The following is a 15,660-nucleotide window of genomic DNA, read 5'->3' on the forward strand; positions in this document are numbered from 1 at the left end:
GTCTTTCTGGGAGTTCGGGGGAAAGGCCGACGGCCCCGGCACCGACCGAGTCGTTCGGTCGGTGCCGGGGCCGCGGGCCGTGGGCTGCTCCGGACGGGCTAGTCGTCGTCGCCCTCGGCGAGGGGGATCTCGATCCCGGCGTCCTCGGTCGGCTGCTCGTCGGCGACGACGGGCGAGAGCGAGAGCTTTCCGCGATCGTCCACCTTCGTGATCTCGACCTGGACCTTCTGGCCCACGGACACGATCTCGTCGACGTTGTCGACGCGCTTGCCGCCGGCGAGCTTGCGCAGCTCGGAGATGTGCAGCAGGCCGTCCTTGCCCGGGGTCAGCGAGACGAAGGCGCCGAAGGTCGTGGTCTTGACGACCGTGCCCAGGTAGCGCTCACCGATCTCGGGGACCTGCGGGTTGGCGATGGCGTTCACGGCGGCGCGGGCGGCCTCGGCCGACTCGCCGTTCGTGGCGCCGATCAGCACGGTGCCGTCGTCCTCGATCGAGATGTCGGCTCCCGTGTCCTCCTGGATCTGGTTGATCATCTTGCCCTTCGGGCCGATGACCTCGCCGATCTTGTCCACGGGGATCTTGACCGAGATGATGCGCGGCGCGAACTCGGAGAGCTCGTCCGGGGCGTCGATCGCGGCCTGCAGCACACCGAGGATGTGCAGGCGTGCCTCGCGGGCCTGCTTCAGTGCGGCGGCCAGCACCGAGGCGGGGATGCCGTCGAGCTTGGTGTCCAGCTGGATCGCGGTGACGAACTCGGACGTGCCGGCGACCTTGAAGTCCATGTCGCCGAAGGCGTCCTCGGCCCCCAGGATGTCGGTCAGCGCCGCGTAGCGCGTCTGGCCGTCGACGACGTCGGACACGAGGCCCATGGCGATGCCGGCGACCGGCGCCCGGAGGGGCACACCGGCGTTCAGCAGCGACAGCGTCGAGGCGCACACGGAGCCCATCGACGTCGAGCCGTTGGAGCTCAACGCCTCGGACACCTGGCGGATCGCGTAGGGGAACTCCTCGCGGGTCGGCAGGACGGGCACGAGGGCGCGCTCTGCCAGGGCTCCGTGGCCGATCTCGCGGCGCTTCGGCGAACCGACGCGGCCGGTCTCACCGGTGGAGTAGGGCGGGAAGTTGTAGTTGTGCATGTAGCGCTTGCGCGTGACGGGCGACAGCGAGTCGATCTGCTGCTCCATCTTGAGCATGTTCAGCGTGGTGACGCCCATGATCTGGGTCTCGCCGCGCTCGAAGATCGCGGAGCCGTGCACACGCGGCAGGACCTCGACCTCGGCGGTGAGCTTGCGGATGTCGCTCAGGCCGCGGCCGTCGATGCGGATCTGGTCCTTGAGGATGCGCTGGCGGACCACGGCCTTGTTGAGCGAGCGGAAGGCTGCGGACAGCTCCTTCTCGCGTCCCTCGAACTGGGCGCCGAGAGCGTCCATGAGCTCGGTCTTGAGCGCGTCCGTGGCGTTGTTGCGCTCCTGCTTGTCGGCGATCTGGAAGACCTGGGCGAGCTTCTCGGAGCCGGCGGCCTCGATCGCCTCGTACACGTCGTCCTGGTAGTCGAGGAAGATCGGGAACTCGACGGTCGGCTTCGCGGCACGTGCCGCGAGGTCGGCCTGCGCCTCGCACAGCGCGCGGATGAAGGGCTTGGCCGCCTCGAGGCCGTCGGCGACGATCTCCTCGGTGGGGGCGGTGGCGCCGTTCTCCTTGATGAGGGTCCACGAGTTGTCGGTGGCCTCGGCCTCGACCATCATGATGGCGACGTCGTCACCGGCGATGCGCCCGGCGACGACCATGTCGAAGACGGAGTTCTCGAGCTCGGAGTGCTTCGGGAAGGCGATCCACTGGTCGGAGCCGCTGCCGTCGGACACGAGGGCCACGCGGACGCCGCCGATCGGGCCCGAGAAGGGCAGGCCGGACAGCTGGGTGGACATCGAGGCCGCGTTGATGGCGACGACGTCGTAGCGGACGTCGGGGTTGATCGCGAGGATGGTCACGACGACCTGGACCTCGTTGCGGAGTCCCTTGACGAACGCGGGGCGCAGCGGGCGGTCCATGAGGCGGCACGCGAGGATGGCCTCGGTGGAGGGGCGGCCCTCGCGGCGGAAGAACGAGCCCGGGATGCGGCCCGCGGCGTACATGCGCTCCTCGACGTCGACCGTCAGGGGGAAGAAGTCGAACCCTTCGCGCGGCTGCTTGCCCGCGGTGGTGGCCGAGAGCAGGGCGGTGTCCTCGTCGATGTAGACCATGGCGGAGCCGGCGGCCTGCTGGGCGAGACGCCCGGTCTCGAAGCGGACGGTGCGTGTTCCGAAGCGACCGTTGTCGATCACTGCTTCGGCGAACTGGATTTCGGGACCCTCCAAGAGAGTCACCTCCGTTTCTCAGGTATCGGAGGCAATCGGCACCCGTCGTGGTCCCGTCCTCGCTGGACGGTCCACAGCACCCGGTCTTCGATCGAGATCCACGGAGCGGCATCGTCTCGATGCGTTCCGGGGACCACTACCGAGGACCGCGAATGCGCGGTGCCGGTTGACCCCTGTTGTGCGGTCTTTGCTGCTGGTGGTGCTGTTCTGCCGTTCTGCTGTTCTGCCGTTCTGCTGTCCTGCCGATCGCCGACCGACGATGTCCGTCAGCGAGAGAAGGCGGCGCCCTCTCCGGAGAGAAGGTGCCGCCTTCCGATGCTACTTATCGACGCAGACCCAGGCGCTCGATGAGCGACCGGTAGCGCGTGATGTCGGTGTCCCGCAGGTAGTCCAGCAGGCGACGGCGGCGACCCACGAGAAGCAGCAGGCCACGACGCGTGTGGTGGTCGTGCTTGTGCATCTTCAGGTGCTCGGTCAGGTCGAGGATACGACGGGAAAGCATCGCGATCTGCACCTCGGGTGAACCGGTGTCACCTTCGGCCAGGGCGTATTCCTTGATGATTTCCTGCTTGATGGCGGCGTCAAGGGCCACGAGTAACTCCTAGAGTTGTACCGTGAACAAGTGCTGAGCATCGCTTGCACGACGACACAGAAAAATCCAGCCACCACGGACTGCAGCCGGATCTTCGTCCAGTTTAGCGTCTGGGCTGGTGTTCTGTCGAAAGCAGACCACGCGCGTTCTCGACGTCGAGCTTCATCTGCTCGATGAGCGCCTCGGGCCCGGTGTAGGCGACCTGCCCGCGCAGGCGTTCGACGAATTCGACGACGACGGCCTGCCCGTACAGGTCGAAATCCTGCACGCGCTCGGGTGGCCTGTTGATGACGTGCGCCTCGACCTGCCGGTCGACGCCGTCGAAGGTCGGGTTCGAGCCGACGGAGATGGCCGCCGGCCACCGCGTGCCCGCCTCGTCGACGAGCCAGCCGGCGTAGATGCCGTCGGCGGGGATGTAGCCCTGGGCGGACGCTGCGAGGTTCGCCGTCGGGTAGCCGAGCTCCCGTCCGCGCGCCGCCCCGTGCACCACCTCCCCGCGCATGCGGTGGGCGCGCCCGAGCACCCGCGCCGCGGTGCCGACCTCTCCCGCCTCCAGCGCCTCGCGCACCCAGGTGGAGGAGCACCGGCGGTCGCCGTCGTCGTCCGTGGCGTCCATGGGGAAACTCGCGCCGAAGTCGTCGATGGTGATGACCTCGAAGCCGAGCTTCCGGCCGAGCGCGCGCATGGTGTCGAGGTCGCCGCTGTTGCCGCGGCCGAACCTGACGTCGTGTCCGATCACCACGGCCTTGGCCTTCAGGGTGCGCACGAACACCCGCTCGACGAACTCCTCGGGGGTGTTGGAGGCCAGCTCGAGGGTGTAGTGCATCATGAGCAGCGCGTCGATGCCGGTCTCGGCGAGGGTGGCCACGCGGTCCTCGAGGCCCATGATCAGTTCGGGGGCCGAGTCGGGGCGGTGCACCTGGGCGGGGTGCGGGTCGAAGGACACGACGACGGCGGCCGCGGAACGCTGCCGCGCTGCCTCGACGACCTGCTGCAGGACGCGCTGGTGGCCCCGGTGCACGCCGTCGAAGTTGCCGAGCGTCAGGACGGAGGGCCCGAACTCCCGGGGCACGCTGTCCAGGTCTCTCCAGTAGTACACGCATCTCCTTCGGGATCCGACTGATCCCCGGGGCGTCGGATGAGTTCCGGCGGGGGGATCGCCTCTCCCATTATGGCCGAAAGCCCTGCGGCGGACGGCATCGCGCCGGGCGCTCGGGAGGGGCGCGCCGGCGCGCGGGCGGGGCGACCCCGGGTCAGTCGCGCTGCGCGAACTCCCTGCGGAGGTCGCTGGTCTTCGCGATGTACTTGTGCCACACGAGCAGGGCCGGGGGGAATGCCAACTCGACGACCATGAGGATGATCAGGACGTAGTTCGGGGTGCCGGAGAAGGCCCAGGACAGCACCCGCCCGATACCGCCGATGAAGACCATGAGGCACACGAGCCAGAGCATGTTGGCCCACTGGAACTTGATGGCGATCGTGATGAAGGCGGCGCCGACGCCCACCATCATGGCCGAGAAGAACCTGAACTGGCTCTCGAGCGTGGGGTTCACGGGGCTGGCCTCGGTGTCGGGCAGTCCCGCGGTGCCGAGGATCAGGTAGTAGGCGCCGAACGCGGCGAGGACGAGGCCCACCAGGACGACGACGGTACGGAAGACGTTCCAGTCCTCGCCCGAGCCCTTGCCGGGCTTCTTGCCCTTGGCGGGGGCGGTTCCACCCTTGGCCGGGGTGGTCCCGCCCTTCGTGGCGGGCGGGGAGGCAGGGGTGGAGGTCGGGGTGGAGGCAGGGGTAGAGGTCGGCGCGGAAGTGGGTGACGCTGCTCCGGTCCCGGTCCCCTGCCGCGGCCTGGCGTCCGGCGCCCCGGGCCGCCCGCCGGATGCCGTGGGATTCTCGTGCTCGGGGCTGTTGCTGGTCATGTCACTCCCTGGGGGCGGGCCGGATGATGCTCTCCCGCCATACTCTCACGACGCCGCCCGTCGTCGGCGGCGGATTCCGGGGCCGCCGCAGCGTCGTGCTGCTCCGTCCGGTCAGGCGGTGGCGCGGCCCGGCCGGTTCCGACGCAGCCAGGCGAGTCCGAGGATCGGCAGGATGAGGGGCACGAAGCCGTAGCCCCGGCCGAAGGCCGACCAGACCGTCTCGTGGGGGAAGGCCTCGGCGTCGAACACGCTGAGGAGTCCCACGGTGACCACGCCCACGAGCTCGGTGGTCACGGCCACGACCGACACCCGGTAGGCGCGCGTGCCCGGCCGGGCGAGGGACACCGTCGCGACGATGTACACCACGGCCGCGACCGCCGAGAGCAGGTACGCGAGCGGAGCCTCGCCGAACTTCGTCGCGATCTGGAAGGCCGCGCGGGCCGTCGCCGCGAGGGCGAACACCCCGTACACGGCGACCAGGAGCCGCCCCGGCCCGCCGGCGCGGCTCGTCCCCCCGACATCAGCGGCGCGGTCCGCCGCGCCGTCCGGCCGCTGTCCCTGCTTCGTCACAGTCCCGCCACCCCGTCCCAGATCTGCTCCATGCGGAAGAGCATGACGAACACCGTCAGCCCCGCCGCCGCGAGCACGAAATTGCTCCACCGCGTCTTCTCGAGGATCGCCCACCAGAACGCCCCGACCGGCACCAGGAGCGCCGTGAGGAGATAGCCCCAGAACTCCCAGGCCTCCCCCAGCACGGGGTCTCCCGTGGCCTGCCGGATCACCGCGCCGACCGTGTAGGCCAGCAGGAAGAGTTCGACGGCCGCGACGGACAGGATGGTGATGTCGTTCGGGGGCTGCCGCAGCAGGGCGGCGCCGATGCACAGGAGGGCGGCCAGGACGCACACCAGCGACCCGACGAGGAGGAAGGGATCCACGGCTAGTCCTGCCCGCCCGGCGCGAACACGAGCGCGGTCCGGGCAGCCCCGCCGCGGTTCTCCAGCAGCGCCACGAGGGTGCCGTCCGGGGCGAACGCGGCGACGGGTACGTCGGGCTCGCTGTTGGGCCCGATCCGCCGGCCGTGGGAGACGTCGGCGGCCTCGGCGTCCGTCAGCTCCCGGACCGGGAACAGCGCGCGACCGGCGTCGTCGAGCGGGAGGATCTCCAGGTCCTGCGCGAGCTCGTCCAGCGTGCGGGCCTGCTCGATCGAGTACGGGCCGACCTTCGTGCGGCGGAGGGCCGTCAGGTGACCGCCGACGCCGAGCGCGTCCCCCAGGTCACGGCCGAGGGCGCGGATGTAGGTGCCGGAACTGCATTCGACGGTGACGTCGAGGTCCTGCAGGCGTCCGTTGCTGACCCTGCGGGTGGCGTGGATGTCGAAGCGGTGGACGGTCACGGGGCGTGCTGGGAGGTCCACGTCCTCGCCGGCACGCACCCTGGCGTAGGACCTCTCCCCCTTGACCTTGATGGCGCTCACGCTGCTCGGTACCTGCTGGATGTCGCCCGTGAGGGCGGCCACCGCGGCGCGGATGTCCTCCTCGGTGACGGCGGCGGCGATGCTGCCGCCCGTGACCTCGCCCTCGGCGTCGTCCGTGAGGGTCGACTGGCCGAGGCGGATGGTGGCGGTGTACGTCTTCGACGTGCCCACGATGAAGGTGAGCAGGCGGGTGGCACGGTTGATTCCGATCACGAGGACGCCGGTGGCCATCGGATCGAGGGTCCCGGCGTGCCCCACCTTCCGGGTCCCGGCGAGCCGGCGGAGGCGGCCCACGACGTCATGACTGGTCCAGCCCTGAGGCTTGTCCACGATGATCAGCCCTGAGTGGACCTGCCCGGAATTCACGCCTCCCAGTATATGGGCCTGTATGGTCCGCGGCTGCGCGGTCCCGCGCCCCCGACGCCGGTGCCCGGGGTGCGCGATACGATCCTGCCTATGCCTTCCGCTCCGTCCCGTGTGGTCAACGTCCCGGTCAACCAGATCCGCGAGATCACGCAGCTGGCGTGGGCTACGCCGGACTCCATCGTCCTCAGCATCGGCGAACCCGGGTTCCCCGTGGCGCGGCACGTGCTCGAAGCGGGCATGGCTGCGCTCGACCGCGACGACACGAACTACACGCCCAACGCGGGCCTCGCCCCGGTGAGGGCCGCTTTCGCCGGGCGGTTCTCGCGCCTGTCCGGCGTGGAGGAGGACCCCTCCCGCGTCTTCGTCGTCGCCGGCGCGCAGCAGGGTCTGCACCTGGCCCTCAGCACCCTCATCGGGTCGGGCGACGAGGTCCTGATCCCGGACCCGGGCTACCCCACGTTCACCATGACGGTGGGCCTGCTGGGCGGCATCCCCGTGCCCTACCCTCTCGTGCCGCACCACGGCTTCCAGCCCCGCATCGAGGACCTGCAGCGGCTCGTCACCTCGCGGACCCGCGTGCTCATGCTGAATTCGCCGTCGAACCCGCTCGGCTCGGTGTTCGACCACGACCTCACGCGGGAGCTCGTCCGCTTCGCGCACCGGAACGATCTGTGGATCATCTCGGACGAGTGCTACGAGGCCTTCACCTACGACGTGCCGCACGTCAGCCCCGCGCGGTTCGACGCCGGCGGCCCGGAGGCCGTGCCGGAGGCGCGCGAGGCGCGGGTGGTCACCTCCCTGACGCTGTCCAAGACCTACGGCCTGACCGGGCTGCGCATCGGCGCGCTCGTCACCCCGCCGGGCATGGAGCAGCTGCTCAGCAACATCATGGAGGCCACGGTCTCCTGCGTGGCGGCGTCGTCGCAGTACGCGGCCCTCGCCGCGATCACCGGGCCGCAGGACTACGTGTCCACGGCCCTGGAGCACTACCGGCACAACCGGGACGCGGCGACGGCCGTCCTCGACGCCCTGGGCATCGGCTATCTCGACGCGCGCGGGGCGTTCTACCTGTGGGCGGATCTGTCCCACGCGACGGGCGGCGACGTCCGCGGCTGGACCCGCCGCTTCCTGGCCGAGCGGGGGGTCGCGGTGGCCCCCGGCACGGCGTTCGGCGCCATGGGAGAGGGGTGGGTCAGGATCGCGCTCTGCGGCAGGACGGACGAGCTCGTCGAGGGGCTCTCGCGGCTCCCCTCCCCCTCCTGACCCCGCGCCCGGCCAGGGAATGCGAAAGGCAGCCGACCCGAGGGGCTGGCTGCCTTTCTGCACGGTGGTCGCGCGGGCGGACTAGCGTCCCGCCTCGTCGTCCTCCGACGTACGGTACGGGTCCGCGTCTCCCGCGAAGTCGGCGCCCTGGGCGATGGCCGCCACTTCGGCGTCGCGCTCGCGGGCCTTCTGCAGCAGTTCCTCGAGGTGGCTGGCGTTGACCGGCACCTCGTCGGGGATGAACTCGAGCGTCGGCGTCAGGCGCGCGGTGATGTTCTTGCCGACCTCCGAGCGCAGCACGCCGCGCGCGGACTCGAGCGCCATGCGGGTGGCCTGCTGCTCCTCCGCGTCGCCCAGCACCGTGTAGTACAGGGTGGCGTGCTGGAGATCGTTGGTCACGCGGGCATCCGTGATGGTGACCGCCTCCAGCCGCGGGTCCTTCACGCGGCGCCGGAGCGCCTCGGCGACGATGACTTTGATGCGCTGCGCGAGCCGCGCGGCGCGGGCCGGATCTGCCATTGCTGATACTCCTACTGGAATGGGGGGACCCTTCCGGGCCCGGGACGAATGACGCAGGCGCCCCGGAGAACCGGGACGCCTGCGCCGACCGAGGTGCTAGACGCGGGGCTTCTCCCGCATCTCGAAGGTCTCGATGGTGTCGCCTTCCTTGACGTCGTTGAACGACCCGAGGCCGATACCGCACTCGAAGTCCGTACGGACCTCGGTGGCGTCGTCCTTGAACCGCTTGAGCGAGTCCACGGAGAGGTTGTCCCCGATGACCTTGCCGTCGCGGAGCACACGTGCCCTCGTGTTGCGGCGGATGATGCCCGACCGGACGATCGAACCGGCGATGTTGCCGAACTTCGAGGAACGGAACACCTCGCGGACCTCTGCGGTTCCGAGCTGCACCTCCTCGTACTCCGGCTTGAGCATGCCCTTGAGGGCGAGCTCGATGTCGTCGATCGCCGCGTAGATCACCGAGTAGAAGCGCATGTCAACGCCTTCACGCTCGGCGAGGTCCGCGACGCGCTCCGCCGGCTTGACGTTGAAGCCGATGATGATCGCGTTGTCGACCGTGGCCAGGTTGACGTCGTTCTGCGTGATGGCACCGACACCGCGGTGGATGACGCGCAGCTGCACGCCTTCTCCGACGTCGATCTTGAGCAGCGAGTCCTCCAGGGCCTCGACGGCACCCGACACGTCACCCTTGAGGATGAGGTTGAGGGTGTCGACCTTGCCCTCGGCGACGGCCTGGTCGAAGTCCTCGAGGCTGATGCGCTTGCGGCGCTTGGCGAGGGCCGCGTTGCGGTCCGCCGCTTCACGCTTCTCGGCGATCTGGCGTCCGGTGCGCTCGTCGTCGGTGACGAAGAACGTGTCACCTGCACGGGGCACGTTGGACAGGCCGAGCACCTGCACGGGACGCGACGGTCCCGCCGTGGTGACGACGTCGCCGTTCTCGTCGAACATCGCACGTACACGGCCGTGGGCCGTACCGGCGACGATCGTGTCGCCGACGCGCAGCGTTCCGGACTGCACGAGCACCGTGGCCACCGCACCGCGACCGCGGTCGAGGTTCGCCTCGATCGCGATACCGCGGGCGTCCTTGTTCGGGTTGGCCCGCATGTCCAGCGCGGCGTCCGCGGTGAGCAGGACGGCCTCGAGGAGCTCGTCGATGCCCATGCCCTGGAGCGCGGACACGTGGACGAACATGGTGTCGCCACCGTATTCCTCGGGGACCAGGCCGTACTCGGTGAGCTGGCCCTTGACCTTGTCGGGGTTCGCGCCTTCCTTGTCCATCTTGTTCACGGCCACGACGATCGGCACGTTGGCCGCCTGGGCGTGGTTCAGCGCCTCCACGGTCTGCGGCATGACGCCGTCATCCGCGGCGACGACGAGCACCGCGATGTCCGTGACCTTCGCGCCGCGGGCACGCATGGCGGTGAACGCCTCGTGGCCCGGGGTGTCGATGAAGGTGATGGCGCGCGTGCTGTCCTCGTGGACGTGCTGGATCTGGTAGGCACCGATGTGCTGGGTGATGCCACCGTGCTCGCCCTCGACGACCTTGGTGTTGCGGATCGCATCGAGCAGTCGCGTCTTACCGTGGTCGACGTGGCCCATGACCGTGACGACCGGCGGACGGACCTCGAGTTCCTCGTCGCCCTCGGCTGCCAGCTCGGCATCGAAGTCGATGTCGAAGCTGCTGAGGAGCTCGCGCTCCTCGTCCTCGGGCGAGACGACCTGGATCTTGTAGCCCAGCTCGGTCCCGAGCACCTCGAAGGTCTCCTCGTCCAGCGACTGGGTCGCCGTGGCCATCTCACCGAGGTGGAACAGCACGGTGACCAGTGCGGCGGGGTTCGCCTCGATCTTGTCGGCGAAGTCCGTGATGGACGAGCCGCGGCGCAGGCGGACGATGGTGTTGCCGTCTCCGCGGGGTACGCTCACGCCGCCCAGCGAAGGAGCCGACATCTGCTCCAGTTCCTGCCGCTTCGCGCGCTTCGACTTGCGCTGCTTGCCGCGGCCGGCTCCACCCTTGCCGAAGGCGCCGGCAGTGCCGCCGCGTCCGCGGGTGCCCTTGCCGAAGCCGCCGCCCGCGGGTGCGCCGCTGGGGCTGTTCGGTGCTCCGCCGGGTCCGCGGCGCGGACCGGCGCCTGCACCTGCACCGGGGGCTCCGCGGCCGGGGGCAGCGGGGCGCTCGGTGCGGTTCGGCATCATCCCGGGTGTGGGACGCGAGCCGGGGGCACCGGGACGGGGAGCGCCGGGGCGCGGTGCACCCGGGCGGGGTCCACCGGCGCCTGCCGCCGGACGGGGTCCGCCCGCACCAGCGGCGGGACGGGGTCCACCGGCACCTGCGGCCGGGCGGGGGCCACCGGCTCCGGCGTCGTCACGACGACCGGGGCGGGGCATGCCCTGCGACGGCGCGAAGGGGTTGTTACCCGGACGCGGAGGACGCTCCGAGGTCCGGTCCGCTCCACGGTCGGTGTCGCCGCGGCGTGACCCCATGCCCTGCGAGGGGGCGAAGGGGTTGTTGCCGGGGCGGGGTGCGCCACCGGGACGGGCACCCGAGGGCCGGGTACCTGCTGCGGGTGCGGCGGGCGGGGTCGCCGGGCGGGGCGCAGGGCGCACTCCCGGCGTCGGACCGCCCTGGGTCTCCTGCTGGGCAGGAGCGGGGGTGTCCTCGGCAGCTGCCGGAGCAGGCGTCTCCGCCGGAGCGGAACCGTTCGAGAACGGGGATGCTTGCGGAGCGGCCAGAGCGGCCGCAGCTGCGGCCGGGGTGGGTGCTGCGGGCGCGGCCGGGGCGGGTGCCTCGGGGACTGCCTGGGCAGCGCCCGGCTTGGGGCCCGACGGCGCGGGAGCCGCGGGGCGTGAGGGTGCGGGAGCGGCGGCGGGCTTGGTGCCGCCGGCGCCGGGGTATGCGCCGCGAAGCTTCTTCACGACGGGGGCCTCGATGGTGGATGAGGCTGAACGGACGAATTCGCCCAGTTCCTGCAGTTTAGCTACTGCGTCTTTCGAGGTGATACCGAGCTCTTTCGCGAGCTCGTGTACGCGGACCTTGGCCACATTTCTCCTGTCTCGGTCCGCACCGAGCCAGGCACGAACCGTCTATTTCCTACTGCTGATCCCAGCCACCGGGGCGCCTGGACGATCGATTGCAGAGCGCAACGAAAAGGTCATCGTTGCGCACTCATCGCTGGGTACTCATCGGGTTTCCATGAGGGTACTGACCCGCTTTCAGGGAGGACGGTGATGAATCGGAGCGCATGTCTCGACGCTCCAGGGATGCCTGGAAGCCCGCTGCCAACAGGGCAGTGTCCACCGGCCCGCGGAAGGCCCTGTGAAAGGCTTTCCGCTTGACGGCCGTTTCCAAGCATGCCGGGTCGGGGTGCAGCCAGGCGCCCCGTCCGGATAGCCGGCGCCGCTCGTCGATCACGGCGACCTTGATCCCGTCGATCGGTTGTGCGACAACCCGCATCACGTTCGACTGGCGGTCCCGCCGGCGGCATCCCACGCAGGTGCGTAGCGGATGGTGGCCTTCCGGGTGCTGCCCGGACTCTCGCTCACCGATACTTCCTCGATGGACAGAGTCTTCCGGGCACGACTCCACAGCAGTCACGTCCATTCTACCCCTTCCGGCCCCGTCGACAGACCGGGCTGCTACGCCTTGGCCGCCTGGGCGGGCTTGGCGGCGTCGGAGACGATGTCGATCCGCCAGCCGGTGAGCTTCGCGGCGAGGCGCGCGTTCTGGCCCTCCTTGCCGATCGCGAGCGAGAGCTGGTAGTCGGGCACGACGACGCGCGCGGACCGCGTGGTCTCGTCCGTGATGGTCACCGACGTCACGCGCGACGGCGAGAGCGAGCTGGCGATGAAGGAGGCGGCGTCGTCGTTGTAGTCGACGATGTCGATCTTCTCGTCGTTCAGCTCGTTCATGACGGCGCGGACACGCGTGCCCATCTCGCCGATGCACGCACCCTTGGCGTTGACGCCGGGCACGTTCGCCTTGACCGCGATCTTCGTGCGGTGGCCGGCCTCGCGGGCGAGGGCCACGATCTCGACCGTCCTGTCGGCGATCTCGGGGACCTCGAGTTCGAAGAGCTTCCGCACGAGCCCAGGGTGCGAGCGGGACAGCGTGATCGAGGGACCCTTCATGCCGCGGTGCACGTCGACGACGAACGCGCGCAGCCTCGTGCCGTGCAGGTACTTCTCCCCCGGGACCTGCTCGGGGGGCGGCAGCACGGCTTCGACCGAGCCCAGGTTCACCTGGACCATGTGCGGGTTGGTGCCCTGCTGGATCATGCCGGCGACGAGTTCGCCCTCCTTGCCGCGGAACTCCCCGAGGATGTTCTCGTCCTCGGCGTCGCGCAGGCGCTGCAGGATGATCTGGCGCGCTGTGCTCGCCGCGATCCGGCCGAACCCGCCGGGGGTGTCGTCGAACTCGCCGACGGCCTCGCCGTCGTCGTCCTTCTCCGTGGCCCAGATGGTGACGTGGCCGTTGCGGCGGTCCAGTTCGGCCCGCGCCGTCTCGTGGGCGCCGGGCGTGCGGTGGTACGCGATGAGCAGTGCCTGCTCGATCGTGGGGATCAGCTTGTCCAGCGGGATCTCGCGTTCGCGCTCGAGCAGCCTCAGTGCGCTCATATCAATGTCCATGCGGGTCTCCTTACGCGGGGTGCACGGCGCCGGACTCATCCGGTTCGGCACCCTCGCTGTCATCGTGGTGTTCATCCTCAAGATGCGCGAATTCGACCTGAACGGTCCCCTTGCGGATCCTGGAAAACTCGAGGGCGAGTGGATCGCCCTGTTTGGGCTTCATGCCCTTCTTGACCGGCAGCTGGGGGATCAGCCGGATCCCCGCGGCGGTGACGTCCTGAAGGCGCCCGACGACGACGTCGCCGGTCACCGGCTTGACCTCGACCATGCGACCCACGTTGCGGCGCCAGTGCCGCGGCTCCGTGAGGGGGCGTGATACGCCGGGCGAGGAGATCTCGAGGTTGTACGGGCGGTCGTCGTCCTCGGGGTCGCTGTCCATGGCCTCGGACAGGTCCGAGGAGATGGCGGAGATCACATCGAGTCCCACGCTCCCCGTCGCGTCCTCGGGCAGGTCGACGACCACGTGGACCGTGCGGTGCGAGCCGGCGACCTTCACCTCGACGTCCTCGAGGTAGAGGTTGTGCTCCTCCACGACGGGCTGCAGCCTGGTCCGCAGGCGCTGTGCTTCAACCTGCAGTTCCGCCTCCGGGGCGGACTTGCGGGTCGAGGCATGTTTTTCGTTCCCGGACCGGACCGCCATAGCTGCCTCCCACTCGATGATGTTGTCTCCCAAGAGTACCGACATTCCGCGACGCCGGGTGTATGGCCGGGTGAAACGCGGACCGCCGTGGGATCATCGGAAATTGTGAGCAGGCAGGCGGATACGGGCGTACAGCAAGGGCGTGACGGCACGACGACCTCCGCTGCCGGGCGATGGGCCCGGGGTGCTGCGAGGCTCGTCGGCCTCTTCCTCGTGGTCCTCCTCGTGGTCGGCGTCGGCGTGGGCGTGACTCCCGACGAGCCGCAGGCGCCGGTCTACTCCGCCGCCGAGCGGGCGCAGCTCGACGCCGAGGGGCGGTACCGTGCACTGGCCGAGGATGCCCGGGAGGCCGCGGCGGCCGACCCGGCGCTCGCCGATGCCCTGGTGGCCGCCGCCGACGATCTCGCGGCGCAGGCCGACGCGGTCGCCCTGCCGCGCTCCATCGAGGAGCCGTCGCCAGGATCCCCGTCACCGGACGCCGCGGCCGGCGCAACCGACCCTGCCGAGCCTGCCGACCCTGCCGAGCCGTCCGAGCCGTCCGAGCCGTCCGATCCTGCCGACCCTGCCGAGCCGTCCGATCTCTCCGATTCCTCCAGGCCGTCCGGGCCGTCCGATCCGGCGGTCCCCGCTCCCGCACCGGCCGACGCGGCAGGCGTGCTCGCCCTCCTCCGCGACAGTGCCCTGCACAGCCTGAGCGACGCGGTGGGCGCCGAGCCCGGTCCGGCCCGCGTCCTGGCGTCGGCAGGAGCCAACCAGTGGCGGCACGCGGTACTGCTCGGTGCGCTCCTCGGAGCCGATGCCGGCCTGCCGTCCGCCGATGCCGTCCCGACCGGGGACCTGGCCGGCTCGACGGGACTGTTCGCCGCCGTGGCCCCGGCCGCAGCAACCCCCTCGGCCCCGTCCGATCCAGGCGCCGGTCCATCCGGTCCAGGCGCCGCTCCGTCCGATCCGTCCGATCCGTCCGGTCCGTCCGGTCCCGATGACTGCGCCGGGACGCCGCGCGGGCCGGAGGCCGACCGGAAGGCACTGCTCAGTGCGAAGACCGCGGAGGACCAGGCACGCTTCGGGTACGAGGTCGCCGCGGCGCTGCTTCCCGACCCGCCGGCCCTGCTCGCCCGGGCGTCGCTGCACGGGGCGGCCGCCGACGATGCCGCACGACGTCTCGAGGACCTGTGCGCCCCGGCCGCCCCGGCACCGGCCGGTTTCGCGATCGGGCCCGACTTCCGCAAGGATCCGGCAGCGGCCCTGCGCCACCTCGAGCAGGAGCATGCCGGGCTGTACGCGGGGCTGATCCCTGCGGTCGGGCCCGATGCCCGGGCATGGGCCGTCGTCTCCTTCAACGCGGCCGCGCAGCGCAGTCTCGACGCCGGGGCACCCCTCGGAGCCTTCCCCGGGCTGGAGGACGGTGCAGCCGGCGCCACGGCACCGGAGGAGCCGGCCGATGGCTAGCGGAGCGGGCATGATGCCGGAGGGGCACGACCGGCCGCCGGTCAGCGACACGGCCGATACAGACGACACAGCCGACACAGCCGACACACGGGACTCTGCACGCTCTGCCGACACCCGGCGGGTGATTCCCGATCTGCCGCCGCGCCTCGTGGGCAGCGCACGGACGATCACCGGTGGCGCCCGGTGGCTGCGGGACTGGCGCGGACTGCTGGCCGACCGGCTCGCCGCCTGGGACCTCGACCTGGACCTCGCGCCCGGGCAGCCCGTCTGGGCGGGCCGGTGCGCCGTCGTCGTCCCGGTGGTGCGGCACACCGGCGGCCGGACGCGGCGGTGCGTCCTCAAGCTCACCGTCCCGCACGACTAGGCCCTCCCGGAACCCGACGCCCTGGCGCTGTGGGACGGGACGGGCGCTGTCCGGCTGCTGGCGTCGTCGCGCCCGGACTTCGCGCTGCTGCTCGAACGCC

The 15,660-nt window shown here is 70.6% G+C and carries 15 protein-coding genes; 3 read left to right on the forward strand and 12 right to left on the reverse strand.

The annotated features are described in order from the left end of the window. Nucleotides 1-98 precede the first annotated feature (98 nt). The 7 genes from AC4D2O_RS15395 to truB all read right to left on the reverse strand — a co-directional run bounded on the left by AC4D2O_RS15395 (nucleotide 99) and on the right by truB (nucleotide 6,702). A complete protein-coding gene (locus AC4D2O_RS15395; RefSeq protein WP_490908222.1) occupies nucleotides 99-2,354 on the reverse strand; it encodes a polyribonucleotide nucleotidyltransferase in 2,256 nt (751 codons plus the stop codon). 322 nt (nucleotides 2,355-2,676) lie between these two features. Beyond that, nucleotides 2,677-2,946 (reverse strand): 30S ribosomal protein S15, encoded by a 270-nt coding sequence (gene rpsO / locus AC4D2O_RS15400; protein ID WP_087072138.1) that lies wholly within the window; start codon nucleotides 2,944-2,946, stop codon nucleotides 2,677-2,679. Nucleotides 2,947-3,049: 103 nt separating this feature from the next. Continuing rightward, nucleotides 3,050-4,045, reverse strand: a complete 996-nt coding sequence (locus AC4D2O_RS15405) for a bifunctional riboflavin kinase/FAD synthetase (RefSeq protein ID WP_490908223.1) — start codon at nucleotides 4,043-4,045, stop codon at nucleotides 3,050-3,052. 154 nt (nucleotides 4,046-4,199) lie between these two features. After that, on the reverse strand, nucleotides 4,200-4,862 hold the full coding sequence (locus AC4D2O_RS15410; protein ID WP_490908224.1) for a DUF4345 domain-containing protein: 663 nt from the start codon (nucleotides 4,860-4,862) through the stop codon (nucleotides 4,200-4,202). A gap of 111 nt (nucleotides 4,863-4,973) precedes the next feature. Further along, complete coding sequence (locus AC4D2O_RS15415) at nucleotides 4,974-5,432, reverse strand: hypothetical protein (RefSeq protein WP_490908225.1); 459 nt, start codon at nucleotides 5,430-5,432, stop codon at nucleotides 4,974-4,976. Then, on the reverse strand, nucleotides 5,429-5,797 hold the full coding sequence (locus AC4D2O_RS15420) for a hypothetical protein (protein WP_490908226.1): 369 nt from the start codon (nucleotides 5,795-5,797) through the stop codon (nucleotides 5,429-5,431). The genes AC4D2O_RS15415 and AC4D2O_RS15420 overlap by 4 nt, the downstream gene beginning before the upstream one ends. A gap of 2 nt (nucleotides 5,798-5,799) precedes the next feature. Further along, a complete protein-coding gene (gene truB, locus AC4D2O_RS15425) occupies nucleotides 5,800-6,702 on the reverse strand; it encodes a tRNA pseudouridine(55) synthase TruB (protein ID WP_490908227.1) in 903 nt (300 codons plus the stop codon). Nucleotides 6,703-6,792: 90 nt separating this feature from the next. Here truB and AC4D2O_RS15430 point away from each other — a divergent pair, with 90 nt between their 5' ends. Beyond that, nucleotides 6,793-7,965 (forward strand): pyridoxal phosphate-dependent aminotransferase, encoded by a 1,173-nt coding sequence (locus tag AC4D2O_RS15430; RefSeq protein ID WP_490908228.1) that lies wholly within the window; start codon nucleotides 6,793-6,795, stop codon nucleotides 7,963-7,965. 81 nt (nucleotides 7,966-8,046) lie between these two features. Here AC4D2O_RS15430 and rbfA read toward each other — a convergent pair whose 3' ends face one another. The 5 genes from rbfA to rimP form a co-directional block, all read right to left on the reverse strand. Beyond that, nucleotides 8,047-8,484, reverse strand: a complete 438-nt coding sequence (gene rbfA, locus AC4D2O_RS15435) for a 30S ribosome-binding factor RbfA (protein ID WP_490908229.1) — start codon at nucleotides 8,482-8,484, stop codon at nucleotides 8,047-8,049. Nucleotides 8,485-8,580: 96 nt separating this feature from the next. Further along, nucleotides 8,581-11,523, reverse strand: a complete 2,943-nt coding sequence (gene infB, locus AC4D2O_RS15440; RefSeq protein ID WP_490908230.1) for a translation initiation factor IF-2 — start codon at nucleotides 11,521-11,523, stop codon at nucleotides 8,581-8,583. 124 nt (nucleotides 11,524-11,647) lie between these two features. Then, a complete protein-coding gene (locus tag AC4D2O_RS15445) occupies nucleotides 11,648-12,082 on the reverse strand; it encodes a YlxR family protein (protein ID WP_490908231.1) in 435 nt (144 codons plus the stop codon). Nucleotides 12,083-12,117: 35 nt separating this feature from the next. Next, on the reverse strand, nucleotides 12,118-13,107 hold the full coding sequence (nusA, locus tag AC4D2O_RS15450; protein WP_490908232.1) for a transcription termination factor NusA: 990 nt from the start codon (nucleotides 13,105-13,107) through the stop codon (nucleotides 12,118-12,120). A gap of 10 nt (nucleotides 13,108-13,117) precedes the next feature. After that, nucleotides 13,118-13,747 (reverse strand): ribosome maturation factor RimP, encoded by a 630-nt coding sequence (gene rimP, locus AC4D2O_RS15455; RefSeq protein WP_490908331.1) that lies wholly within the window; start codon nucleotides 13,745-13,747, stop codon nucleotides 13,118-13,120. 105 nt (nucleotides 13,748-13,852) lie between these two features. Between rimP and AC4D2O_RS15460 the strand changes: the two genes are divergently transcribed. Beyond that, nucleotides 13,853-15,196 (forward strand): DUF4439 domain-containing protein, encoded by a 1,344-nt coding sequence (locus AC4D2O_RS15460; protein WP_490908233.1) that lies wholly within the window; start codon nucleotides 13,853-13,855, stop codon nucleotides 15,194-15,196. Then, nucleotides 15,189-15,560 (forward strand): hypothetical protein, encoded by a 372-nt coding sequence (locus AC4D2O_RS15465; protein ID WP_490908234.1) that lies wholly within the window; start codon nucleotides 15,189-15,191, stop codon nucleotides 15,558-15,560. The genes AC4D2O_RS15460 and AC4D2O_RS15465 overlap by 8 nt, the downstream gene beginning before the upstream one ends. The last annotated feature ends 100 nt before the right edge of the window (nucleotides 15,561-15,660 follow it).

It is taken from the genome of Arthrobacter sp. TJ-238 (assembly GCF_058269215.1).

What these genes read in the sequence shown, in the direction of transcription:
- rbfA (WP_490908229.1), bottom strand. Translation starts at nt 8,484, where the DNA reads ATGGCAGATCCGGCCCGCGCCGCGCGGCTCGCGCAGCGCATCAAAGTC.
- AC4D2O_RS15430 (WP_490908228.1), top strand. Translation starts at nt 6,793, where the DNA reads ATGCCTTCCGCTCCGTCCCGTGTGGTCAACGTCCCGGTCAACCAGATC.
- rimP (WP_490908331.1), bottom strand. Translation starts at nt 13,747, where the DNA reads ATGGCGGTCCGGTCCGGGAACGAAAAACATGCCTCGACCCGCAAGTCC.
- AC4D2O_RS15410 (WP_490908224.1), bottom strand. Translation starts at nt 4,862, where the DNA reads ATGACCAGCAACAGCCCCGAGCACGAGAATCCCACGGCATCCGGCGGG.
- AC4D2O_RS15445 (WP_490908231.1), bottom strand. Translation starts at nt 12,082, where the DNA reads ATGGACGTGACTGCTGTGGAGTCGTGCCCGGAAGACTCTGTCCATCGA.
- AC4D2O_RS15465 (WP_490908234.1), top strand. Translation starts at nt 15,189, where the DNA reads ATGGCTAGCGGAGCGGGCATGATGCCGGAGGGGCACGACCGGCCGCCG.
- nusA (WP_490908232.1), bottom strand. Translation starts at nt 13,107, where the DNA reads ATGGACATTGATATGAGCGCACTGAGGCTGCTCGAGCGCGAACGCGAG.